We start from the raw sequence: 23700 nt of genomic DNA, 5'->3' as shown, positions 1-23700 counted from the left end.
CGTGCGGTAGAAAAGGAGGACGGACACGTGAGCAACATCTTCGACGAGTTGCAGTGGCGGGGCCTGGTGGCGCAGACCACCGACGAGGCCGCGCTGCGGGAAGCGCTCGAGGGGAAGCTCACCGTGTATTGCGGTTTCGACCCGACGGCTCCATCCCTCCACTTCGGCAACCTGGTCCAGTTGATGCAGCTTCGCCGGCTGCAGCAGGCGGGCCATCGGGTGATCTGCCTCGTCGGTGGTTCGACCGGTCTCATCGGTGACCCGAAGCCGGACAGCGAGCGGGTGTTACGCACGAAGGATCAGGTCGCCGATGCGGTGGCCTCGATCCGCGCGCAAGCCGAGTCATTCCTCGACTTCGACGGTGACAACCCGGCCACCATGGTCAACAACCTGGACTGGACCGAGGGCATCAGTGCCCTGGACTTCCTGCGCGACTACGGCAAGTACTTCCGGGTGAACGCGATGATCAAGAAGGACGCGGTCTCGGCGCGGCTGAATTCGGACACGGGTATCAGCTACACCGAGTTCAGCTACCAGATCCTGCAGGGGCTGGACTACCTGCATCTGTACCGCGCCCACGGATGCACGCTGCAGGTCGGGGGTTCCGATCAGTGGGGCAACCTGATCGCCGGCGTGGACCTGGTGCGACTGGCCGACTCCGCGCATGTGCACGCGTTAACCTCGCCGCTGCTGACGGACTCGACCGGACGCAAGTACGGGAAGTCGGAGGGCAACGCCATCTGGCTGAACCCGGAGATGACCTCGCCGTACGCCTTCTACCAGTACTTCGTCAACGTCGAGGACTCCGAAGTGGTGAAGCTGCTGAAGGTGTTCAGCGACCTCGGTTCCGAGGAGATCGCCGAGTACGAACGCCAGGTGGCGGACGAACCGTTCAAGCGCGTGGCCCAACGCGCACTCGCGTCAGCTGCGACCACCCTGGTGCACGGCGCCGATGCGACCGAGGCGGTTCAGGCTGCGTCCGAAGCGTTGTTCGGCAAGGGAGACATCACCGCTCTGGACGCCCGCACCCTGCGTGATGCGACCACCGAGCTCCCTGGCGGCGAGGTGGCGGTCGGGACGGGCATCGTCGAGGCATTGATCGCCGTCGGGATCGCTGACAGCCGCAACGCGGCGCGCCGGCTGATCGGTGACGGTGGCATCTCGATCAACAACGACAAAATCACCGATGTCGAGGCAAGCCTGACCGAGAACGACTTCCTGCACGGCCAGGTGGCCGTCATCAAGCGAGGTCGCAAGCACCAGGCGGCTGCGCGGCTGCCCCAGAATTCCGCTTAGTTCCGGCCGTCCGTCACGGTCGGGGAGGGTGTGGCGCAGGTCGCACCCTCCCCGATTTGGCATCACGCGGGGATCGGCGTAATGTTCTCCGAGTCGCCCGGCGAGGGAACGGACAAGCCGCAAGGCAAGGCCGGATCCGCAAGGCGAAACCACCGCTCTCGGAGCTCGAAATCGGAAAAAAGCCGATTTGAAAGCGAAGAAAAGCGGTGATAACCTGAAGAGGTTGCCCCGGAAAGTGCGGCTGAGAAGCCGAACCAAGGTGAGCGATCGTTTCTTGAGAACTCAACAGCGTGTCGAGTGATTGATGCCAAATGTTTGTTTGGTTGAGATTGTACTCAGTAGCATTTTTTTGGATGCTCTTGATCAATTTCGGCCAGGATGGTTTTTCTGTTTTTTTACGGAGAGTTTGATCCTGGCTCAGGACGAACGCTGGCGGCGTGCTTAACACATGCAAGTCGAACGATGAAGCTCCAGCTTGCTGGGGTGGATTAGTGGCGAACGGGTGAGTAACACGTGAGTAACCTGCCCTTCACTCTGGGATAAGCCTTGGAAACGAGGTCTAATACTGGATATTCATACATGGTCGCATGGTTGTGTGTGGAAAGATTTTTTGGTGAAGGATGGACTCGCGGCCTATCAGCTTGTTGGTGAGGTAGTGGCTTACCAAGGCTTTGACGGGTAGCCGGCCTGAGAGGGTGACCGGCCACACTGGGACTGAGACACGGCCCAGACTCCTACGGGAGGCAGCAGTGGGGAATATTGCACAATGGGCGAAAGCCTGATGCAGCGACGCCGCGTGAGGGATGACGGCCTTCGGGTTGTAAACCTCTTTCAGTAGGGACGAAGCGAGAGTGACGGTACCTGCAGAAGAAGCACCGGCTAACTACGTGCCAGCAGCCGCGGTAATACGTAGGGTGCGAGCGTTGTCCGGAATTATTGGGCGTAAAGAGCTTGTAGGCGGTTTGTCGCGTCTGCTGTGAAAGACCGGGGCTTAACTCCGGTTCTGCAGTGGGTACGGGCAGGCTAGAGTATGGTAGGGGAGACTGGAATTCCTGGTGTAGCGGTGAAATGCGCAGATATCAGGAGGAACACCGATGGCGAAGGCAGGTCTCTGGGCCATCACTGACGCTGAGAAGCGAAAGCATGGGGAGCAAACAGGATTAGATACCCTGGTAGTCCATGCCGTAAACGTTGGGCGCTAGGTGTGGGACTCATTCCACGAGTTCCGTGCCGCAGCTAACGCATTAAGCGCCCCGCCTGGGGAGTACGGCCGCAAGGCTAAAACTCAAAGGAATTGACGGGGGCCCGCACAAGCGGCGGAGCATGCGGATTAATTCGATGCAACGCGAAGAACCTTACCAAGGCTTGACATACACCGGAAGCATGCAGAGATGTGTGTGCCTTTTGGCTGGTGTACAGGTGGTGCATGGTTGTCGTCAGCTCGTGTCGTGAGATGTTGGGTTAAGTCCCGCAACGAGCGCAACCCTCGTTCCATGTTGCCAGCACGTGATGGTGGGGACTCATGGGAGACTGCCGGGGTCAACTCGGAGGAAGGTGGGGATGACGTCAAATCATCATGCCCCTTATGTCTTGGGCTTCACGCATGCTACAATGGCTGGTACAGAGGGCTGCGATACCGTGAGGTGGAGCGAATCCCTTAAAACCGGTCTCAGTTCGGATTGGGGTCTGCAACTCGACCCCATGAAGTTGGAGTCGCTAGTAATCGCAGATCAGCAGTGCTGCGGTGAATACGTTCCCGGGCCTTGTACACACCGCCCGTCAAGTCACGAAAGTCGGTAACACCCGAAGCCGGTGGCCTAACCCTTGTGGGGGGAGCCGTCGAAGGTGGGATTGGCGATTGGGACTAAGTCGTAACAAGGTAGCCGTACCGGAAGGTGCGGCTGGATCACCTCCTTTCTAAGGAGCGACAGTGGCCTTTCATCACCGCGTGTGTGGTGGGGTCCTGCTCAAGGGTGGAACATCAATCATGGTGCCCGTGACCGGGTGGCTGTCTCGACCAAGTACGAACCGGTGGTTCGGCTGATGTGAGTGATCATGGATGCTGGACTGGGTTGTGGAAAGGTGTTGGGGTGGTTGCTGGGTGTGGGGTGTCGGCACGTTGTTGGGTCCTGAAGAAACGATCTTCGGCGACTGGTACAGCTCCTTCGTGGGTTGTGGTGGTTGGTTGGGGTTGTTTTTTCTGGGTTGGCAGGCTGTTCGCCGGCTGCACTGAATAATCTGGGCTTGTGGGTCTGGGTTGGTGTGGGTGGTGGTGGTGCTGTGTGTTGTTTGAGAATTGCATAGTGGACGCGAAGCATCTGTAGTGCTCTGTGAAGTTTTTTTGTGTAAGTTTTTAAGAGCGTACGGTGGATGCCTTGGCACCAGGAACCGATGAAGGACGTAGGAATCTGCGATAAGCCTCGGGGAGTCGATAACCAGACTGTGATCCGAGGATTTCCGAATGGGGGAACCCCGCACCATTCATGTGGTGTGACCCATACCTGAACTCATAGGGTATGTGGAGGGAACGTGGGGAAGTGAAACATCTCAGTACCCACAGGAAGAGAAAACAAGAGTGATTCCGTGAGTAGTGGCGAGCGAAAGCGGATGAGGCTAAACCGCGGTTGTGTGATACCTGTCAGGGGTTGCAGTCGTGGGGTTGTGGGATCGTTCTTACCAATGCTGACATGTTGGTGGGCAGTTAGAAATGGCGCGTGTAGGCGAAACATCTTGAATGGTGTACCGGAGAGGGTGTAAGTCCTGTAGCCGAAACATGTGTCACTGTCTTGGACGTGTTCCCAAGTAGCACCGGGCCCGTGAAATCCGGTGTGAATCTGGCAGGACCACCTGCTAAGCCTAAATATTCCCTGGTGACCGATAGCGGACTAGTACCGTGAGGGAAAGGTGAAAAGTACCCCGGGAGGGGAGTGAAATAGTACCTGAAACCGTGCGCTTACAATCCGTCAGAGCCTCCTTGTTGGGGTGATGGCGTGCCTTTTGAAGAATGAGCCTGCGAGTTAGTGCTCAGTGGCGAGGTTAACCCGGGTGGGGTAGCCGTAGCGAAAGCGAGTCCGAAGAGGGCGCCCATAGTCGCTGGGTCTAGACCCGAAGCGGAGTGATCTACCCATGGCCAGGTTGAAGCGACGGTAAGACGTCGTGGAGGACCGAACCCACTTAGGTTGAAAACTGAGGGGATGAGCTGTGGGTAGGGGTGAAAGGCCAATCAAACTCCGTGATAGCTGGTTCTCCCCGAAATGCATTTAGGTGCAGCGTCACGTGTTTCTTGCCGGAGGTAGAGCTACTGGATGGCTGATGGGCCTCACCAGGTTACTGACGTCAGCCAAACTCCGAATGCCGGTAAGTGAGAGCGTGGCAGTGAGACTGTGGGGGATAAGCTTCATAGTCGAGAGGGAAACAGCCCAGATCACCAGCTAAGGTCCCTAAGCGTGTGCTAAGTGGAAAAGGATGTGGAGTTGCTGTGACAACCAGGAGGTTGGCTTAGAAGCAGCCACCCTTTAAAGAGTGCGTAATAGCTCACTGGTCAAGTGATTCCGCGCCGACAATGTAGCGGGGCTCAAGCACACCACCGAAGCTGTGGCAATCACACGACACCCTGATTTCAAACCTTGTGTTTGTGGTCCAGGGGTGTGGTTGGGTAGGGGAGCGTCGTGTGGGCAGTGAAGCGCCGGAGTGATCCAGGTGTGGAGGCCACACGAGTGAGAATGCAGGCATGAGTAGCGAATGACGGGTGAGAAACCCGTCCGCCGAATAACCAAGGGTTCCAGGGTCAAGCTAATCTGCCCTGGGTAAGTCGGGACCTAAGGCGAGGCCGACAGGCGTAGTCGATGGACATCCGGTTGATATTCCGGAACCGGCGAAGGACCGCCCATATCGAACCAAGGGATGCTAACCACCCGAACCATCATGTTCGTACGCCTTCGGGTGTGCGTGTTGGTGGGGAGCGTGGGACCCGATCTTGTAGTAGGTAAGCGAGGGAGTGACGCAGGAAGGTAGCCTCCGCGGGGCGATGGTTGTCCCCGTCTAAGACTGTAGGCCGACTGGTAGGCAAATCCGCCAGTCATTGAGGCTGAGAGTTGATAGTGACCACATATGTGGGAAGTAGGGTGATCCTATGCTGCCGAGAAAAACTTCTAGCGAGGTTCGAGCCGCCCGTACCCTAAACCGACTCAGGTGGTTAGGTAGAGAATACTAAGGCGATCGAGTGAATCGTGGTTAAGGAATTCGGCAAAATGCCCCCGTAACTTCGGGAGAAGGGGGGCCCAATCCTTGAAGTGACGTGCTCACTAGGGGTGAGGGCCGCAGAGACCAGGGAGAAGCGACTGTTTACTAAAAACACAGGTCCGTGCGAAGAAGTAATTCGATGTATACGGACTGACGCCTGCCCGGTGCTGGAACGTTAAGGGGACCGGTTAGCCTTTGGGCGAAGCTGAGAACTTAAGCGCCAGTAAACGGCGGTGGTAACTATAACCATCCTAAGGTAGCGAAATTCCTTGTCGGGTAAGTTCCGACCTGCACGAATGGCGTAACGACTTCTCCACTGTCTCAACCGCGAACTCGGCGAAATTGCACTACGAGTAAAGATGCTCGTTACGCGCAGCAGGACGGAAAGACCCCGGGACCTTTACTACAGCTTGGTATTGGTGTTCGGTACGGCTTGTGTAGGATAGGTGGGAGACTGTGAAGCATGCACGCCAGTGTGTGTGGAGTCAACGTTGAAATACCACTCTGGTCGTTCTGGGCTCCTAACCTCGGTCCGTGATCCGGATCAGGGACAGTGCCTGGTGGGTAGTTTAACTGGGGCGGTTGCCTCCCAAAAGGTAACGGAGGCGCCCAAAGGTTCCCTCAGCCTGGTTGGCAATCAGGTTTTGAGTGTAAGTGCACAAGGGAGCTTGACTGTGAGACAGACATGTCGAGCAGAGACGAAAGTCGGGACTAGTGACCCGGCGGTGGCTTGTGGAAGCGCCGTCGCTCAACGGATAAAAGGTACCCCGGGGATAACAGGCTGATCTTGCCCAAGAGCTCATATCGACGGCATGGTTTGGCACCTCGATGTCGGCTCGTCGCATCCTGGGGCTGGAGTAGGTCCCAAGGGTTGGGCTGTTCGCCCATTAAAGCGGTACGCGAGCTGGGTTTAGAACGTCGTGAGACAGTTCGGTCCCTATCCGCTGTGCGCGTAGGAAACTTGAGAAGACCTGTCCCTAGTACGAGAGGACCGGGATGGACGAACCTCTGGTGTGTCAGTTGTTCCGCCAGGAGCACCGCTGATTAGCTACGTTCGGAAGTGATAACCGCTGAAAGCATCTAAGCGGGAAGCACGCTTCAAGATGAGGTTTCCATGCCCCTTTGTGGGTGAGAGGCTCCCAGTAGACGACTGGGTTGATAGGCCGGACGTGGAAGCACAGTAATGTGTGTAGCTGACCGGTACTAATAAGCCGATAACTTACTCAAACCCTTCACAACAAAGGGTTCCTGCAGTTCATGCTTCAGCGTCCACTATGCGATATCTGAAACAACACGCAACAAACCTGTTGGCGTCATAGTTTCATAGTGTTACGGCGGTCATAGCGAAGTGGGAAACGCCCGGTCACATTCCGAACCCGGAAGCTAAGCCCTTCAGCGCCGATGGTACTGCACTCGGTAGGGTGTGGGAGAGTAGGACACCGCCGGACTTCACCTCAATTGGAGGGTTGTCCCCGTAATGGGTCACAGACCTGTCGGGGACGACCCTCCAATTTTTTTGTATGCGCGTGGGACACTGATCAGCACGCCTGTACCCGATGAATGATCTCGATCCGAGGAGACGTAGTGGCTGACGAGCGACCCGAGAAGGACGACCAGCAGGGCGAAGGCCGGTCGGCGCGGTGGTCCCGAGCCGGCGGTTCCGATCGAGGATCCGATCGGGCGGAAAGCAGTCGCTCGGAAGGACGCGGACGGCGCGATGACAACCGCGCCGGTTCCCGTGGTTCTGGTGGTGGCTCCGGTTTCGGTCCTCGACGCGACGACCGTGGCGACAACCGTGGCGGCGATCGCCGGGATGACCGTCGTGACCAGGGGCGCGGCGACTATCAGCGTGACGATCGAGGCGCGAGCCGTGGGGGCGATCGACGCGATGACCGCGGCGGCCGGCGGCCCGGATCCGAGCGCCGCGACGACCGCGGATCGCGCGGCGGGTACCAGCAGCGCGAAAACCGAGGCGGCTCAGGGGACAGCGGACGTTTCGAGCGCCGGGATGACCGTCGCTCCGACGGCGGCCGGGATGACCGTCGCGACCTGGGCCGAGGTGGCTACCAGCGCGACGACCGGGGCGGTGCCGGTGGCGGCGGACGGTTCGAGCGTCGTGATGACCGTAGTGCTCAGGGGCGTGCTGGATACCAGCGGGACGATCGACGCCAGAGTCGCGACGTAGATCGACGCGATGACCGACGTGATGACCGACGTGATGACCGTGGCGGAGAGCGGCGTGGATTCGAGCGTCGCGAGGACCGCGGGTCGCGAGGTGGCTCCGACTTCAGGAAGCAGAGTGAGGGTCGCAGCTACGGCCGGCGCGATGATCGTCGTGATGAACGACAGGGCGACCGCCGTCGGGATGACCGCGGTGGCTCCCAGCGCAGTGGCGATGCTGCCGCACGTTCGTTCGGCGGCGGTCCCCGCAGAGACGATCGCCCGTTCCGCGATGGTGCTCGCCGCGACTCGCGTCCGGACGACCGCCGGGGCGGACGAGGCAACGACCGCCGCGATGACAGACGCGACAACCGCCGTGACGACCGCGAGCAGCGTCCGGAGGAAGCACGTCCCGAGGGAGGCCCGCGCAGTTGGGACCGTGGCCTCGACGATCAAGCTCGTCGTGACCGCCGTCGGGAGCCGGCCCTGCCTGAAGGCGTGACCGGTAAGGAACTCGACCGCAGTGTGTGGCAACAACTGCGAACGCTCACCGTGGAGAACGCCGAAGGAGTCGCCGCTCACCTTGCGGCGACGGCGATCGTGCTCGACGACGACCCCGACAAGGCACTCGACCACGCCGAACATGCTGCCCGCCGCGCCGGACGGGTGCCTGCCGTCCGTGAGGCCCTGGGTCTGGTCCGTTACCGGCGGGGTGAGTTCACCGACGCACTACGGGAGTTCAAGACAGCGCGTCGGCTGTCCGGGTCGGACCACCTGTTGCCGTACATGGTCGACTGCGAGCGTGGACTCGGCCGGTTCGATCGGGCGCTCGACCTCGCGGCTTCGCCCGAGGCCAAGCGACTGGCTCAGGACGACGCCATCGAACTCGCGATCGTGGTCTCCGGTGTGCGTCGTGACATGGGTCAGCCGGACGCCGCGCTGATCGGACTGCGAATTCCCGCACTCGACAAGGCCGGTCGTCAGCCGTGGGCCGCCCGCTTGCTCTACGCGTACGCCGAGGCACTTCTGGCCGGCGGCGACGAAGAGCAAGCACGTGAGTACTTCTCGCGCGCCGCCACTGCCGACGAAGACGGCTTGACCGACGCAGATGAACGCCTCGCGGAACTGGACGGCATCGAGCTGGTCGATCTCCTCGGAGACGACGGGGACAACGACGAACTGCCGGAGTCGGACCTGACTTGCACAGGTGATGCCGATTGATGGCACCTGACGCGGTGTTTGTGCTGGTCAGCGGGTTGCCGGGTTCGTGAACCACACACTAACGGTGGGCCGGTAGCGTCTCGTTCGTGGTGTTCGTGCGGAAGGTGAAGACGGCTTCGGGAGCCACGGCGGTCCAACTGGCTGAGTACGCCGGAGGCCGTGACCGCGTGATCGAGCACCTCGGCTCGGCGCACACCGAGGCCGAGTTGGCCGTGCTGCTGGACCTCGCACACGCGAAGTTGCACGAGGGCCAAGACGAGCTTGACCTCGACTGGGCACGCCCGGTTAGCGGGGCGCCCGTGGTGCAGGCACAAGCCTCACAACTACTGATCCACGCGATCCGGTCAGCATGGAACCGGTTGGGATTCAACGAGATCGGTGACGAGGCGTTCTTCTCGTTGGTGCTCGCGCGGCTGGTGGAACCGACCAGCAAAGTTGACTCGCTGCGCGTGCTGACCGAACTCGGATACGAGGCACCGCACCGCAACACCTTCACTGCGACGATGAAACGCTGCGCGACCCGCGGATACCGGGACGTGATCGCGACCAAGTGTTTCGCGCATGCCGCGACTGCTGGTGATGTGACGTTGTGCCTGTACGACGTCACCACGCTCTACTTCGAGGCCGAGCACGAGGACGACCTACGCAAGGTCGGCTACTCCAAAGAACGCCGCGTCGACCCCCAAGTCGTCGTCGGGCTACTCGTCGACCGGCACGGGTTCCCGTTGGAGATCGGCTGCTTCGAAGGCAACCGGGCAGAGACGGCCACGATCGTGCCGATCGTGCGGCAGTTCGCTGACCGGCACAACCTGGCCGATATCGCGATCGTTGCCGACGCGGGCATGCTGTCGATGGCCAACCTTCACGCCTTGGATGAGGCGGGGTTGCGGTTCATCGTCGGGTCCCGCGTCACGAAGGCACCCGCGGATTTGGGGCTCTTCCTACCTGAGGTGGGGGTGAGTGAGCCCGCCGCCGATGAGCAGCATGCGTAGCCGGTAGTGCTCGCGGTTGCGGAAGCCTCGGGCGACGCGTCGGTGGAGCTCGATCAGGCCGTTGATCGCCTCCGTGCCGCCGTTGTTGGCGCGGCTGGTGTCGAAGTAGGCCAGGAACGCTGCCCGCCACTGCTTCAGGGTCTTACCGAGCCGTCGGATCTCCGGGATCGGACAGGTCGGCAGCGAGGCCAGGATTTTCTCCGCGATCCGCCGGCCCTCGACCGTGCTCTTGGCCTGGTAGGCCGACCGGAGCTGTTGGGTGCACAGCCACGCGACGAGCACTTCGTCGTGACGTTCGTCGGCAGCGATCGCACGGTCGAGCCGTGCCCGTTGCCGGTCGGTGAGCTTCTCCTGCCCGCAGCGCAGGATCGTGCGGATGCCATAGAGCGGGTCGTTCTTGCGGCCACGGTGACCATGGATCTCCTGCTGCACCCGACGGCGGACCTCATCCACGGCCTGGGTACCGAGCTTGACGACATGGAACGCGTCCAGGACCGCGACCGCGTCCTCGAGCTGGTCATCGATGGCGTTCTTGTAGCCGTGGAACGGGTCCAGTGTGGCGACCACGACACCGTCACGGAACTCCTGGCCACGTTCGGCAAGCCAGTCGCTGTACACCTTCCCGGACCGGCCCGGCACCAGGTCCAGCAACCGCGCCCGCGGCTTGCCGTCAACGTCGGGTGTCAGGTCGACCATCCCGGTCAGCTGCTTCGGACCGCGGCCACCCTCGGCGATCGGGAACTCGGACACGTGATGCCACACGTGCTCGTCCACGCCGAGTCGCGTCACGCCGGCGAACCGATCCTCGTCGTCGGCCATCTCCTGCAGAAGTGGCCGGATCGAGGACCACACCGTGTTCCACGTCGTCCCCAACTGTCGGGCGATCCCGCTGATCGAGCCGTGCTCACGGCGGATCTGATTGATCGCCCACCAGCAGGCCCGCGTAGTCAGCAGCGCCCGCGGTCGAGCGATGTCCTCGTCTTGCTCGGTGAACGCCTTCCTAGGGCAGGCTGCCTCCTGGCAACGCCAGATCCGCTTGCGCCACACCACTTGGACCGGGCGGTCGAAGCACGGCGCGTCGACCAGCGTGACGTCACTGCGGCCGTGGCTGTGCGCAATCACGCCGCAGCTCGGGCAGCCCATCGGCGTCCGGGGCGACTCCACACCAACGACCAGCAGCCCGACGTCGTGGTCGTACTCGACGGCGGTCACGCGCAATTCACCGAGCCCGACCAAAAGATCGCAGCGCGAGCAGTAGCGGGTGTCGCGATGGCAGCGCGCAGCGATGTGCGCCGTAGGCTCGGACAACGTCGAGGTCCTTCGGAACGGTGTGCTTGGTCGCCACTGATCCTGAAGGCCTCGACGTCCCTCACCCCGCAGCCAAGCTCATACCGGCGCGCCTCTCACCCCCACCGCAACTCGGAAGAGCCGGATTTGGAGTCGCATTTGCGGTGGCACGGTGACGCGTTCACCGACGGGCAGATCATCGACACGATCACCCCACGCACCTCGACCTCCGCGGGCCGCGCAGTCAACGATCCGATGCTGAAGTCCGAGCCGGTGTGGAACCCAGCGGTGCACACCACTGCGTGGCGGGCGGTGTGGGCGTACTCGGCCAAACGTGCGGCCCGAGACGCCAGGACCTTGACGTTGCAGGAGAACCGGGCGATGGCCGTTGTGGAGGGTGAGCGGGCCCCGCACAAGACTCGGTTCGTCAAGACGGACAACGGCGCCCGATCCTTGGACGAGGCGTCGCTGGCGCGGGCGCGGCGGTTGGTCGGGTTGAAGGGGTACGTCACGAACATCCCGGTCGACCTGGCGACCGCGTCGGAGGTCATCGGGAACTATCACGACTTGTGGCGGGTCGAGCAGTCCTTCCGGATGTCCAAAACCGACCTACGAGCAAGGCCGATGTTCCACCACACCCGCGACGCGATCGAAGCCCACCTCACGATCGTGTTCGCTGCCCTCGCGGTCGCCCGCTACCTGCAGAACGAAACCGGGCTCAGCATCAAACGCATCGTCACCACCTTGAGGCCACTACGCGAAGTGCAGGTCAGCATCGCTGGACACCTCATCACCGCCCAGCCACAACTCACCCCCGAAGCCGAGCAGATCCTCCGTCTTCTTGGCACACACTAAAACTGTGCAACTCGGGTGAGTACTTCTCGCGCGCCGCCACTGCCGACGAAGACGGCTTGACCGACGCAGATGAACGCCTCGCGGAACTGGACGGCATCGAGCTGGTCGATCTCCTCGGAGACGACGGGGACAACGACGAACTGCCGGAGTCGGACGACGACGAACTGCCGGAGTCGGACGACCCCGCTCACGCGGACGGCTCCGATCCGGTGTCCGGTCGCGAGGACTGATTTCCACAGCCCCTTCGACGTCCCGCGCTTGTCCACACGACAGGTGCGGGACGTTTGTTTTCTCCCTCCGGCCGGCGATCGTCTGGTCATCAGGAGAGGAGGCTGGACATGCCAGCACAGAAGGCGACGCCGAATTCGGCCGAGAAGACCACTCGAGGTGCCGCCAAGGGACTACAGCCCTCGGTGACAGCCGTCAACGAGGTTCGAATCGTGGGCACCGTGCAAAGCGACCCGCAGGTTCGTCAGATGCCGAGCGGGGACGAACTCGTCGTCCTGCGGGTGTCGGTGGAGCGACCGGCTTCGGCACGACGCTCGAGTAGAAGCCCCAGGTATGACGTCTTCGAGGTCAACTGTTTCACCGCGTCGACACGCAAAGCTGCGTGCAGATTGCGCGAAGGCCAAGCCGTCGAGGTGCTGGGAGCGATGCGCCGCCGCGTCCGCCGGGTCGACGCCGGCGCGATGGTGCGGATGGAACTGGAGGCGATGCGGGTGCGTACCGGTCGTTCCATCATGACCGGGTGAGGCGACAATGACCGAATGACGAGCTTGCGGGACTCCTACGATGCCTTAGTCTTCGATCTCGATGGGGTGATCTATCGCGGCCCCGAACCGGTAGCGCACGCGATCACAGCGGTGGAGGCGGCCCGCTCCGCCGGCCTGAAGGTGGCCTACGCGACGAACAATGCCTCCCGACCACCGGCACAGGTCGCTGAGCACCTCCGCGATCTCGGCCTCACCCTCGACGACAACGCGGTCGTCAACAGTTCCATGGCGGGTGCAGCTTTCCTGGCTCAGGAGATCGGGCAGGATTCGCTTGTTCTGGCGGTCGGTGGTGAGGGTGTCCGGATCGCCTTGGTGGACAAGGGATTCGAGGTGGCGACTGGTCATCCGAAGGAGCGACCGGCTGCGGTGCTGCAGGGTTACGGTCCGCAGGTCACGGCCCAGGATCTCGCCGACGCGGCGTACGCGATCCAGGGCGGTGCGCGTTGGGTGGCGACGAACACCGACCTGACTCTGCCCACGGCTCTGGGTACGGCACCGGGTAACGGATCGCTCGTGGCCGCGGTGCGTGCCGCCGTCGACCGCGATCCCGACGTCGTGGGTAAACCGGGGCCGCTGATGTACACGATGGCAGCCGAGATACTCGGTGTGGCGCCCGAGAAAACGCTCGGGGTCGGTGACCGGTTGGAGACCGACGTCGCCGGCGCGGCAGCAGCCGGGATGGACTGCCTCCACGTGCTCACGGGAGTGCACGGACCGGCCGATCTGATCGCCGCTCCGGCCGAGCTTCGACCGCGCTTCGTCGCTGAAGACCTCCGCGCCCTCGACCAGAATTACACCGAACCGCGACAGGATTCGGGCAGTTGGAGCATCGGCTCGGCGCGTGCCCACCTCGATGACGATGCCTCGGGACCGAGGCTGCGAATCGAAGGAACCGACGATTCGCAGGAGCGTCTACGCCTTGCGTTGGCCGTTCTCTGGGAGGCTGTCGACACGGGTCGGATCGACTCGGCGAAGGCAGTGAACTGCTGGGTAACGAGCAAGTAGTCTGGTACGAAGACTTTCCCCGATCAGGAGTGGCCATGGCTCTCGACAGCGTGCGTGCAGCACTGCAAATCCTTTCCGGCGCAGGCGAACTGACCCGTGCCAAGGCGATGGAGGCGGCGCAGACCCTCGTCAGCGCAACCGGGATGGACAAGCCGGTCGGTCAGGTTTCGGCACTCGCCGACGAACTGATCGCAGCCGCCGCTGCGAACCGTGAACTGATCCGCCAGACAGTCCAGGCAGAGATCAGCGGCCAGCTCGAGAAGGTCGGTTTGTCGACCCTCTCCGAGCTCGGTAACGCCCAGCAGGAGATCGACCGCCTGAGCAAGGAGGTCCGCTCGTTGCGTTCAGGCCTGGCAGGAGGCACCGCGACCCTTGCCGGTTTGGCCACCACCGGGGCTCGCAGTGCCGCGCGGGTAGTGCCCGGTCGTGGTCCGAAGACCGAGAAGCCGACTACTGCCCCCGATCCCGGTCCCTCGCGTCCGGCCGGGGCTGAGGCAACGAAGAGGGCTACGCCCTCGCGTGCTGCCGTCCGTAAGGCTGCAACGACCTCGGCCACCGCGAAGGTGGCTCCGGCGAAGAAGAGCACCACGAAGTCCACCCCGTCGAAGTCCACCCCGTCGACGGCGTCCTCGGCGAACAAGACCGCTGCGGCGAAGTCTGCTCCGGCGGCGAAGAAGAGCACCGCGAAGTCCGCCACGACGAAGGCGACCGGCACGGTCAAGACGACGGCGGCGTCGAAGTCGGCTTCGGCCAAGGAGCCGGCTACCAAGTCTGCAGCTGCGAAGACCGCGTCGAAGTCGTCTCCGACCAAGACCACCGCCGCGGCCAAGAAGACGGCGGCGAAGACGGCCGCCAAGGCGAGCCCGGCGAAGAAGGCGTCCACCACCGAGTCGACTCCGGCGAAGGCCACCGCGACCAAGAAGACGGCGACGAAGAAGTCCGCCGCGAAGAAGTCGGCCAGCACATCGACCCCGGCGAAGACGAGCACCACGAAGTCCACCCCGTCGAAGTCCACCCCGTCGAATAAGACCGCGTCGAAGTCGACGCCGGCCAAGAAGACGACGACCACGTCGAAGTCGACGCCGGCCAAGAAGTCGACGCCGGCCAAGAAGACGACGACCACGTCGAAGTCGACGCCGGCCAAAAAAACGACGACCACGGCATCGACCACCAAGGCGAGCCCGAGCAAGACTGCGTCGTCGCCGTCCGGCACCACGACGAAGTCGGCTGCCACCACCAAGACGGCAGCGACTACGCCCACCAAGACGGCAGCGACTACGCCCACCAAGACGGCAGCGACTACGCCCACGTCCGACACGGCGAAGAGCACGACACCGAAGCCGTCGGCACCTGCTCAGGCTCCGTCTACCGCCACGAAGGACGAGACCCGTCCGAGCGCGACCGAGACCACGGTGGGTGTCGAGTCGGCCGGGGTGACCCCCGCCGCGCCGGCAACCCCGTCCTCGGTGGCCACGCCGTCGACCGCGGTTGTGGAGCAGGACGCACCGACCACCACCGAGTCCGCGGCAGCGCCGGCGAAGTCGACGGCCGAGTCCGTGGAGCCGGCGAAGGTGGCCGAGTCCACCTCGCAGGCCGACGAGGCTCCGGCAGTGAACACCGACGCGCAGACCGAGCAGTCCACCAAGCCCGCGGATGTCTGAACCGACGGTTCCCAAGCCCGGCCCGGTCGCGCCCGCCGCAGAGCGTGGCGCGACCGAGGTCGAGGCGGCGATGTCCGCAGTTCGTGAGCTGCCGAGTCCCTCATCAACTGCCGAGTACAGCGAAGCCGACGACGTACGGATCGACCTCGATCAGCAGATCGCGACGTTGAGTTCGGCGCACGACACCCTGCGGCGACAGCTGTCGAGCATCGAGCGGTGAACCGCCGGTGAGCGACGCCGAACGCGTCGACCAGGCGCTCGTGTCCCGCGGGCTTGCTCGATCGCGCGCTGTGGCAAGGGAGTTCGTTCTGGCCGGACGAGTCCACGCCGACGGTGACCTGATCACGAAACCGTCGGTGAAGGTGGACGAATCCGTCGAACTGGGCGTGAGCGGCGAGATCGATCCCTGGGTAGGCCGCGCCGCTCACAAGCTGCTCGGCGCGCTCGACACCTTCGCCCTCGACCCCTCCGGGCGACGCGCCATCGATGTCGGCGCATCGACGGGTGGGTTCACCCAGGTGTTGCTGTCACGCGGCGCTGTGCAGGTCGAAGCCGTCGATGTCGGTCATGACCAGTTGGCGACGGTGGTGCGTGACGACGAACGGGTCAACGACCACAGTGGGGTGAGCGTCCGCGGGCTCGACCCGGCGACGATCGGAGGTCCCGCCGACCTCGTTGTCACCGATCTCAGCTTCATCTCCTTGACCTTGGTCCTCGCTGACCTCGCGCGACTGATGACGCACGACGGTGAGCTGATCGCCTTGGTGAAACCGCAGTTCGAGGTCGGTCGCGAACGGCTCGGCCACGGCGGGGTGGTCCGATCCGCCGGCGAACGCGCTCGCGCCGTCCGCGAAGTACTCATGGCAACCGACCGGGCCGGACTGCACGTGTGTGGCCTGGCTCGCAGCGCGGTCGCCGGCACCGGTGGAAACCACGAGTACCTGCTGTGGGCGAGGCGGTCCACGGAAGGCAAGATGGACGAGGCCGCACAGGCGGACTTCGTGACCACTATCGAGCAGGAGACCGCATGACCCGCCGCGTCCTGCTGAGCGGGCACCCCGGTCGCGAGCAGGCACGACAGACAGCTTGCGAACTGGTCGAGGAGCTCGCAGTTCACGACATCGAGATCACCGGCGACGAGGAGGAGCTTCGCGCGTTCGGTGTGCTCGACCGACCGAACGTGGTGCCGCAGGCCGGCTTGCCCGGCGAGGGTTGTGAGCTCGCCGTCGTGCTCGGTGGTGATGGCACGATCCTGCGCAGCGCGGAGACCGTGCGAGCTGCGGGCACGCCGCTGCTCGGGATCAACCTGGGACATGTCGGTTTCCTCGCCGAGGCCGAGCGCGACAACATCCACGAGACCGTCGAGCGGATCGTGTCACGGTCATGGACGGTCGAGGAGCGCGAAACCCTCGAGGTCGACGTGACGGTGGACGGAGAAGTCGTCTGGAACAGTTGGGCGCTCAACGAAGCATCGGTCGAGAAGGCTTCCCGGGAGCGGATGATCGAACTGGTCATCGAGATCGACGGTCGACCCTTGTCGACCTGGGGCTGCGACGGTGTCGTCATCAGTACCCCCACCGGTTCCACGGCTTACGCATTCTCGGCCGGGGGTCCGGTGGTCTGGCCTGGCGTGGAAGCGCTTCTGCTGTGCCCGATCTCGGCGCACGCTCTGTTCGCCCGTCCGCTTGTGCTGAGCCATGACGTCCGTGTCGCTGTGGAGATGGTCGCCGGTTCGCCGGGCCGCGCGGTCGTCTGGTGCGACGGTCGGCGTAGTTTCGACCTCCCCGAGGGTGCACGGATAGCGGTGCGGCGCAGCCCAGTTCCGGTGCGCCTGGCTCGCTTGGCCGAGGCCCCGTTCACCGACCGTCTGGTGGCCAAGTTCGATCTTTCCGTGCACGGTTGGCGTGGCGCGCGCGAGGTGCGTTGATGCTCAAGGAGATTCGCATCCGCGACTTGGGTGTGATCGATGATGCGACGCTGCGTTTCGCGCCCGGCCTGAATGTGCTCACCGGTGAGACCGGTGCCGGCAAGACGATGGTCGTCCAAGGGCTCGGCCTGCTGCTCGGCGGACGCGCGACTGCAGCCCTGGTGCGCGAAGGCGCTTCCTCCGCGGTCGTCGAAGGGGTGCTCGAACTTCCCGCGGAACATGCCGCTGTCGAACGCGCGCTGGAAGCCGGCGGAGAGGTCGACCAGGGAGAACTACTGCTTGCTCGATCGGTGGCCGACGGTGGCCGCTCGCGAGCATGGGTGGGCGGCCGCAACGCACCCGTGGGAGTGCTCGGTGAGATCGGCGAACTCGTCGTCGCCGTGCACGGACAATCCGATCAATGGCGCCTGCAGCGCCCCGACCAGCACCGCGCAGTGCTGGACGACTTCGGTGGCGCGCCGCTGCGTAAGGCTGGCGATCGGTACGCGACCGTGTACCTCGGACGTCAACAGGTACGTCGCGAACTGAACGAACTGACCACCAAGGCGCGCGACCGGGCGATGCGCCTCGACCAATTGACGACGGCGCTGGAGGAGATCGAGTCCGTCGACCCGCAACCGGGGGAGGACGTCGCCCTCGCTGAGGAATCGTCGCGTCTGGAGCACCTGGACGCCCTGATGCTCGCCGCCGGCGGCGCTCACGAAGCGATCAGTGGCAGCGACGACCTGGACGACCGCAGCGCCCTGACCCTGCTCGGCCAGGCATCCGCGTCCCTCGCGCGCGGCATCGAACATGACGCGGTCCTGCGCGATCTGCGCGTCCGGCTCGACGACCTCAGCGTCCAGCTCACCGATCTCGCGGCCGACATTCAGGGGTATGTACAGAACCTCGACGCAGACCCGGCCCGTGTGGAGCAGGTGCAACAACGTCGCGCTGCCCTCAACACGTTGCTGCGCAAGTACGGACGTTCGGTCGACGAAGTGCTGGCGTGGTCCGCGCAGGCGGCGCAGGAGAGCAACGATCTGGCGTCCTCGGACGAGCGGATCGAGGACCTGACCTTGAGGTCGAAGGCGCTGGAGAACGAACTCGCCGAAGCGGCAAGGGAACTCAGCTCCCAGCGCAGCAAAGCCGCGGTCAAGCTCGGCAAAGAGGTGTCCGCCGAACTTGCGCATCTCGCGATGGGTTCGGCGAAGGTGAGCGTGCAGGTCACCGCGAAGCCGGGGGAGTACAGCTCCAGCGGTATCGACGACGTCGAGATCCAACTCGCCGCGAACAAGGGCGCAAAGCCACGCGCGGTGTCCAAGGCGGCATCCGGTGGTGAGCTTTCGCGGGTCATGTTGGCGATCGAGGTCGTGACCGCAGCCGGAGGAGTGCCGACCTTCATCTTCGACGAGGTCGACGCAGGCGTCGGCGGTTCCGCGGCGCTCGACATCGGGGCGCGGCTCAAGGCGCTGGCCCAGCACGCTCAGGTCATCGTGGTCACCCATCTGGGGCAGGTGGCTGCGTACGCCGACCAGCACCTGGTTGTGCACAAGCAGGACGACGGACACGTGACCGTCAGCGACGTCGCGGTCGTCGAGGGTGACCGCCGTCGGCGTGAACTGGCCCGCATGCTGGGCGGTGTCAGCGACAGCCCAGCCGCGTTGGCGCACGTCGATGATCTCCTCGCCCAGGTGGCCACCTCCCGGGCTTCGAGCCGTTGACCTGGCACGATGTGCGGGTGAGGAACCCACTCCAGCGGTCTGACGCGGCCCCGGAACGCACCGGTGGCCGGGTGCAGGTGGACCCTCGCACGAAGGACCTCACCAAGCGGCTGCGGCCGGGCGACATCGCCGTCATCAACCACGCTGACATCGACAAGGTGAGTGCCGAGGCGCTGGTCGCGTGCCGGCCGAGTGCCGTCGTGAACGCGGCGAAGTCGTCCACCGGTCGTTACCCGAACGTCGGACCGGGGATCCTGGTCGACGCCGGTATCCCGTTGCTCGACGGTGTCGGTGAAGCAGTGATGACGGCGGCCACCGAAGGCAGCACCGGACGCCTGGTCGATGACACGTTCATGGTCGACGACGAGACGATCGCCTCCGGCACACTGATGACTCCTGAGATCGTCGAGCAGGCGATGCAGGAGGCCCGCGAGGGCCTGTCCGAGCAGATCGTGGCGTTCGCCGGCAACACGATGGAGTACCTCGAGCAGGAGCGTGACCTGCTGCTGAACGGCATCGGTCTGCCCGACATCCGCACCGACATGGACGGCAAACCGGTGCTGATCGTCGTCCGTGGCTACCACTACAAGGAGGATCTGGCGATCCTCAAGCCATACATCCGCGACTTCAGACCGGTGCTCATCGGAGTCGACGGTGGCGCCGACGCGATCCTGGAGGCCGGCCACAAGCCCGACATGATCGTCGGCGACATGGACTCGGTCAGTGATCAAGCACTGCGCAGCGGCGCCGAGCTTGTCGTGCACGCCTACCGCGACGGACGCGCTCCGGGCCTTTCCCGGGTCGAGGAGCTCGGCATCGACGACGCCGTGGTGTTCCCGGCGACCGGCACCAGCGAGGACATCGCGATGCTCATCGCCGATGACGCCGGCGCCGATCTCATCGTCGCCGTCGGTACCCACGCCACCCTGGTCGAGTTCCTGGACAAGGGTCGTGCCGGTATGGCCAGCACCTTTCTGACCCGGCTGCGGGTCGGCAGCAAACTGGTCGACGCGAAGGGCGTGAGCAGGTTGTATCGCTCCAGCATCGGCTGGCCGTCCTTGGCTGTGCTCGTCGTCGCGGGACTGATCGCGCTGCTGGTCGCGATGTTGTCGACCCCTGCGGGACAAGCGTTCTACCAGATCATCGGTGCGCGCTGGGACACCTTCTACTCCTGGCTCGAGGGGCTCTTTCAGTGATTGATTTCCGGTATCACGTCGTGTCGTTGGTCGCGGTCTTCCTCGCGCTCGCGACCGGCATCATCATCGGCGGGTTCTCTTTGCGCGGCGAGGTGGCCGACCAGCTCAACGGCCAGGTGGTGTCGCTGCGCAAGGACAAGGCCGAGCTGCAGAACCAGGTCAATCAGGGCAACGCGTCCAGCAAGAAGCGCGACGACGGAGTGGCGCAACTCTCACCGAGTCTGTTGGCAGGCAAGCTCACCGGACGGCAGGTCGCGATCGTGGTGCTTCCCGGGGTCGATGACAGCCTGGTCACCAAGGTCCGCAGGACGGTGACCGACAGTGACGGGAAGGTCGCCACGACCGTCACTCTCGACGACAAGTGGACCGGATCCGATTACGCCGACTCGGCCACGATGCGTGACTACGCCGCGAAGGTGGCTCTCGACCCGAGGTCGGTGAAGGCCGACCGGCTCGGTGGAGCTGTGTTGGCGCGCGCGCTGACGCGCGGGGACGCCGGTGCGCGAGGTGTCCTCGACAAGCTCGCCGACAGCGATGCCACCACGGTCGAACCGTCCGACGGTCCGGCAGCGTCCGCGATCGTCGTGGTGTGGCCGGGAATGGTGGACAAGGACGGCCAGGCGAAGCGGTGGGCCGCCGTGGTCTCCGGCCTCGGCATCTCGGTCGATGCCGTGGTCGGGGTGTCCAGCGGCTCCGCGTCCACCAACGACGGCCTGTCCCCGGATGCCCTTATGACCCGGTTGCGCGACACCCCTGATGTCGTCTCGGTGATGAGCACCGTCGACAACGGCTCGCTCGCCATCGGTCAGGTCGCTGTCGGGCTCTGCCTGCGCGACGAACTCGCCGGCAGGTCGGGGCAGTACGGCATGGGCCGGGATGCGTCGGCGATGATGCCGCAGGTGGAACCGTCCGCCGAGGCGCAGTGATGGCTTCGACCGCTACCTGCGTTCGCTCGGCCGTGTTTTCCGCAGCGCTCACGGGTGGTACGCGTTCGCTGCTGCACCGTCTTCCCGCCGTCCGAGAACGCCTGTCGCGCAAGAACTTCCGTGGCGACGACGTCACACTGATCGAAGGTCCGGCGATCATCGCGGGCCTGTCCGGCGCGGCGATGGTCGATCCGGTGCTGGCACTCGTCGCGGTGGGATCGGGTGCGTTCGGTCTGGTGGACGATGTGGCCGGGTCGGCCGACAGGCGTGGGTTGAAGGGGCATGTCGCCGGGCTGCTGCACGGCGAGGTCACCACCGGCGCCCTGAAGATCCTCGGCATCGGCGGCACCGCCGTCCTCGCCGCCTTGCTGATGGACCGTGGCCGACTGCGTCCGATCGGGACACCGGCAGCCGCCGTCCTCATCGCCGGTTCGGCGAACCTGATGAACCTGTTCGACCTACGGCCCGGACGAGCGCTCAAGGTCGCGCTACTCGCCGACCTTCCCTTGCTGTTCATCGACCCGGAGCTCGCGGTCGTGCCGATCACGTCAGGGGCCGTCGTCGCGCGGCATGACCTCGCCGGTCACTCGATGATGGGCGACACCGGCAGCAACCCCCTGGGTGCCGTGCTGGGTGCTGCCTGGGCACGACACCTCGGAACGCGCGGCCGGCTCGTGGCCGCTGCCGGCGTCGTCGCGTTGATGTTGAGTTCGGAGAAGGTCAGCTTCTCCCGGGTGATCGATGCCCACCCGGTGCTGCACGCGATCGATCAGTGGGGCAGATCGACGTGAGTCCGCGGCGGACCGGGACGCTTCTCGGTGCTGCAGGTGCGATCGCGGGCGTCACCCTGGCCAGCCGGATCACCGGGTTCGGACGCTGGTTGGTGTTCTCCAAGGAGATCGGTGGTAGTTGCGTCGGCCAGGCGTACGCCACCGCGAACCAACTGCCCAACGTCCTCTACGAGGTCACTGCCGGTGGGGCGCTCGCTGCGGTGGTGGTGCCGCTGGTGGCGTCCGCGGTCGAGAGAGGCGATCGCGATCAGGCCGATCGCATCTCGTCGGCGCTGCTGACCTGGGCCGTCGTGGTTCTGCTGCCTCTCGCCGTGTTGTTGGGGCTGCTCGCCGGTCCGATCGCATCGGCCCTCGCCGGCGGAGCGGGTACTCGATGCGAGGGCACGCTGTCGAACCTCACCGCGACGATGCTGGTGGTCTTCGCGCCACAGGTGCTGCTCTACGGAGTCGGCATCGTGCTGGCGGGAGTACTGCAGGCGCACCGACGCTTCGTCGCGGCAGCGGTCGCACCGCTGTTGTCCAGCCTGGTCGTGATCGCCGCCTACCTGGTCTACGGTGCGACCGGTGACCCGAACAGCTACGAAGTCCGACCCGGCGTCGTGCTGGGGACGGACGACGGCGTCCGCTGGATCCTTGCCGGAGGCACCACTCTCGGCGTCGTGATGCTCAGCCTGCCGCTGCTGATCCCACTACTGCGAGCGGGTATTCGGCTCCGGCCCACAGTGCGATTCCCCGAAGGTGTCGCTGCCCGGGCCCGGCAATTGGCGGGTGCGGGGATGATCGCTCTCGTGGCCCAACAAGTCACCGTGCTCGCCACCATCGCCCTGGCCAACGACCGTGGCGACACCGGTGCCGTCAACGTCTACAACTACGTCCAGGCGCTCTACCTCCTGCCGTACGCGCTGCTCGCGGTACCGATCGCCACCGCCGCGTTTCCGCGACTCAGCGGCACCGAAGGGTCGTCCGTGCTGCGCCGAGTGCTGCCACTCGTCGGGGCGGCGGCGATCCTCGGTGCCGCTGCTCTGATCGCTGTCTCCGGTCCGGCCGGGGCCTTCTTCGAAGCGCTCGACGCCCGGCCGGCCTCGGTGCGTGCGCTCACGCCCGCGCTCGCCGCGTACGCGCCAGGACTGGTCGGGTTCAGCCTGATCGCTCTGCTCAGCCGTGCACTCTACGCGCGCGGCGCGGCCGTGGCGGCGGGAATGGCGGTGGGTATCGGCTGGCTCGTCGCGGGCGTCCTGCCGTTCGCATTCCTGCACGGCGTGCACCTGGATTCCGCGCGTACCCTCGTCGTACTCGGGCTGTGCTCGTCCCTGGGGATGACCGCGGCCGCCGCAGCTCTCGTGGCGTTGGTCCGGCGTGACTGGCCGGACCTTGAGCTCGCAACGACGATCCGATCATGGGTCCGGGCGTTTATCGCCGGGCTGTTGTCCGCCCTCGCCGGCTTGGGCCTCGGACGTCTGTGCGCAGGACTGACCGACACCCTGGCTGGGGCGACTGCGGTCAGTGTGCTGGTCGGACTGGTGGCCATGGCCACGTTCGTGGGAGCCATGTGGACGATCGACCGGCCGACCATGCGCGGCTGGGTCGGTGCGTTGGGCCGCGCAGGAGGCTCCTGAGCGTTGGCAGCGAGTCGATCGTGTGCCGGTGTCGCACCCGGTGAACCAT

The 23700-nt window shown here is 64.4% G+C and carries 18 protein-coding genes, 3 rRNA genes and 2 pseudogenes; 21 read left to right on the top strand and 2 right to left on the bottom strand.

What is annotated here, in order from left to right; all coding sequences use genetic code 11:
* Positions 1-27: 27 nt before the first annotated feature.
* The 8 genes and pseudogenes from tyrS to FB459_RS12575 all read left to right on the top strand — a co-directional run.
* The gene (tyrS, locus tag FB459_RS12600; protein ID WP_211345189.1) at positions 28-1296 is read left to right on the top strand and encodes a tyrosine--tRNA ligase; all 1269 of its coding nucleotides are present in this window, start codon (positions 28-30) and stop codon (positions 1294-1296) included.
* Positions 1297-1690: 394 nt separating this feature from the next.
* A 16S ribosomal RNA gene (locus tag FB459_RS12595) occupies positions 1691-3213 on the top strand.
* A 426-nt stretch (positions 3214-3639) separates the two neighbouring features.
* Positions 3640-6765, top strand: a 23S ribosomal RNA gene (locus tag FB459_RS12590).
* 103 nt (positions 6766-6868) lie between these two features.
* Positions 6869-6986 (top strand): 5S ribosomal RNA (gene rrf / locus FB459_RS12585).
* Together the 16S, 23S and 5S rRNA genes form the textbook arrangement of a ribosomal RNA operon.
* A 269-nt stretch (positions 6987-7255) precedes the next feature.
* Positions 7256-7723, top strand: coding sequence for a hypothetical protein (locus tag FB459_RS17380; protein WP_170221619.1), 468 nt, complete (start codon positions 7256-7258; stop codon positions 7721-7723).
* A 21-nt stretch (positions 7724-7744) separates the two neighbouring features.
* Positions 7745-8200, top strand: coding sequence for a hypothetical protein (locus tag FB459_RS17375; RefSeq protein WP_170221618.1), 456 nt, complete (start codon positions 7745-7747; stop codon positions 8198-8200).
* The gene (locus tag FB459_RS12580) at positions 8197-8919 is read left to right on the top strand and encodes a tetratricopeptide repeat protein (RefSeq protein ID WP_211345188.1); all 723 of its coding nucleotides are present in this window, start codon (positions 8197-8199) and stop codon (positions 8917-8919) included. The genes FB459_RS17375 and FB459_RS12580 overlap by 4 nt, the downstream gene beginning before the upstream one ends.
* 86 nt (positions 8920-9005) lie before the next feature.
* Positions 9006-9851 (top strand): annotated as a pseudogene (locus tag FB459_RS12575) (IS1634 family transposase); the annotation flags it as partial.
* Positions 9852-9860: 9 nt separating this feature from the next.
* Here FB459_RS12575 and FB459_RS12570 read toward each other — a convergent pair.
* Entirely contained in the window at positions 9861-11219 is a 1359-nt protein-coding gene (locus FB459_RS12570; RefSeq protein WP_425472349.1) for an ISL3 family transposase, read from the bottom strand.
* A gap of 123 nt (positions 11220-11342) precedes the next feature.
* On the opposite strand from FB459_RS12570, the pseudogene FB459_RS12565 reads away from it, so the two are divergent.
* From FB459_RS12565 to FB459_RS12555, 4 genes and pseudogenes are all read left to right on the top strand, one after another.
* A pseudogene (locus FB459_RS12565) lies at positions 11343-12053 on the top strand (IS1634 family transposase); the annotation flags it as partial.
* A gap of 56 nt (positions 12054-12109) precedes the next feature.
* The gene (locus tag FB459_RS17370; RefSeq protein ID WP_170221912.1) at positions 12110-12283 is read left to right on the top strand and encodes a hypothetical protein; all 174 of its coding nucleotides are present in this window, start codon (positions 12110-12112) and stop codon (positions 12281-12283) included.
* Between the two features lie 108 nt (positions 12284-12391).
* Positions 12392-12805, top strand: coding sequence for a single-stranded DNA-binding protein (locus FB459_RS12560; protein ID WP_129624980.1), 414 nt, complete (start codon positions 12392-12394; stop codon positions 12803-12805).
* 15 nt (positions 12806-12820) lie between these two features.
* The gene (locus FB459_RS12555) at positions 12821-13831 is read left to right on the top strand and encodes an HAD-IIA family hydrolase (protein ID WP_129624981.1); all 1011 of its coding nucleotides are present in this window, start codon (positions 12821-12823) and stop codon (positions 13829-13831) included.
* A 160-nt stretch (positions 13832-13991) separates the two neighbouring features.
* Here the strand turns inward: FB459_RS12555 and FB459_RS12550 are convergent, their stop codons facing one another.
* On the bottom strand, positions 13992-15161 hold the full coding sequence (locus tag FB459_RS12550) for a hypothetical protein (RefSeq protein ID WP_141928751.1): 1170 nt from the start codon (positions 15159-15161) through the stop codon (positions 13992-13994).
* Positions 15162-15243: 82 nt separating this feature from the next.
* Between FB459_RS12550 and FB459_RS12545 the strand changes: the two genes are divergently transcribed.
* From FB459_RS12545 to murJ, 9 genes are read left to right on the top strand one after another with little or no spacing between them, the layout of a single operon-like run.
* The gene (locus tag FB459_RS12545) at positions 15244-15492 is read left to right on the top strand and encodes a hypothetical protein (protein ID WP_129624983.1); all 249 of its coding nucleotides are present in this window, start codon (positions 15244-15246) and stop codon (positions 15490-15492) included.
* Positions 15485-15712, top strand: a complete 228-nt coding sequence (locus tag FB459_RS12540; protein ID WP_141928750.1) for a hypothetical protein — start codon at positions 15485-15487, stop codon at positions 15710-15712. Before FB459_RS12545 ends, FB459_RS12540 begins: the two co-directional genes overlap by 8 nt.
* A gap of 7 nt (positions 15713-15719) precedes the next feature.
* Complete coding sequence (locus tag FB459_RS12535; RefSeq protein ID WP_141928749.1) at positions 15720-16523, top strand: TlyA family RNA methyltransferase; 804 nt, start codon at positions 15720-15722, stop codon at positions 16521-16523.
* Positions 16520-17419 (top strand): NAD kinase, encoded by a 900-nt coding sequence (locus tag FB459_RS12530; RefSeq protein WP_129624985.1) that lies wholly within the window; start codon positions 16520-16522, stop codon positions 17417-17419. The genes FB459_RS12535 and FB459_RS12530 overlap by 4 nt, the downstream gene beginning before the upstream one ends.
* Positions 17419-19122 (top strand): DNA repair protein RecN, encoded by a 1704-nt coding sequence (gene recN, locus FB459_RS12525; protein WP_141928748.1) that lies wholly within the window; start codon positions 17419-17421, stop codon positions 19120-19122. The genes FB459_RS12530 and recN overlap by 1 nt, the downstream gene beginning before the upstream one ends.
* Before the next feature lie 17 nt (positions 19123-19139).
* Complete coding sequence (gene steA, locus FB459_RS12520; protein ID WP_141928747.1) at positions 19140-20318, top strand: putative cytokinetic ring protein SteA; 1179 nt, start codon at positions 19140-19142, stop codon at positions 20316-20318.
* Positions 20315-21244 carry a copper transporter gene (locus tag FB459_RS12515; RefSeq protein WP_170221910.1) on the top strand — a complete coding sequence of 310 codons (930 nt, stop codon included), beginning with the start codon at positions 20315-20317 and terminating at the stop codon, positions 21242-21244. Before steA ends, FB459_RS12515 begins: the two co-directional genes overlap by 4 nt.
* Complete coding sequence (locus FB459_RS12510; RefSeq protein WP_141928745.1) at positions 21244-22035, top strand: hypothetical protein; 792 nt, start codon at positions 21244-21246, stop codon at positions 22033-22035. Before FB459_RS12515 ends, FB459_RS12510 begins: the two co-directional genes overlap by 1 nt.
* The gene (gene murJ, locus FB459_RS12505; RefSeq protein WP_170221908.1) at positions 22032-23651 is read left to right on the top strand and encodes a murein biosynthesis integral membrane protein MurJ; all 1620 of its coding nucleotides are present in this window, start codon (positions 22032-22034) and stop codon (positions 23649-23651) included. Before FB459_RS12510 ends, murJ begins: the two co-directional genes overlap by 4 nt.
* The last annotated feature ends 49 nt before the right edge of the window (positions 23652-23700 follow it).

The sequence above is a fragment of the Yimella lutea genome (assembly GCF_006715095.1).
Classification (GTDB): Bacteria; Actinomycetota; Actinomycetes; order Actinomycetales; family Dermatophilaceae; genus Yimella; species Yimella lutea.
This window is presented reverse-complemented; position numbering and strand designations above follow the sequence as displayed.

Bases quoted from the DNA above. Each gene is read 5' to 3' on its own strand.
- FB459_RS17380 (WP_170221619.1), top strand. From the start codon at position 7,256: ATGACAACCGCGCCGGTTCCCGTGGTTCTGGTGGTGGCTCCGGTTTCG.
- FB459_RS17375 (WP_170221618.1), top strand. From the start codon at position 7,745: ATGACCGACGTGATGACCGTGGCGGAGAGCGGCGTGGATTCGAGCGTC.
- FB459_RS12560 (WP_129624980.1), top strand. From the start codon at position 12,392: ATGCCAGCACAGAAGGCGACGCCGAATTCGGCCGAGAAGACCACTCGA.
- FB459_RS12555 (WP_129624981.1), top strand. From the start codon at position 12,821: ATGACGAGCTTGCGGGACTCCTACGATGCCTTAGTCTTCGATCTCGAT.
- FB459_RS12540 (WP_141928750.1), top strand. From the start codon at position 15,485: ATGTCTGAACCGACGGTTCCCAAGCCCGGCCCGGTCGCGCCCGCCGCA.
- FB459_RS12530 (WP_129624985.1), top strand. From the start codon at position 16,520: ATGACCCGCCGCGTCCTGCTGAGCGGGCACCCCGGTCGCGAGCAGGCA.
- recN (WP_141928748.1), top strand. From the start codon at position 17,419: ATGCTCAAGGAGATTCGCATCCGCGACTTGGGTGTGATCGATGATGCG.
- FB459_RS12510 (WP_141928745.1), top strand. From the start codon at position 21,244: ATGGCTTCGACCGCTACCTGCGTTCGCTCGGCCGTGTTTTCCGCAGCG.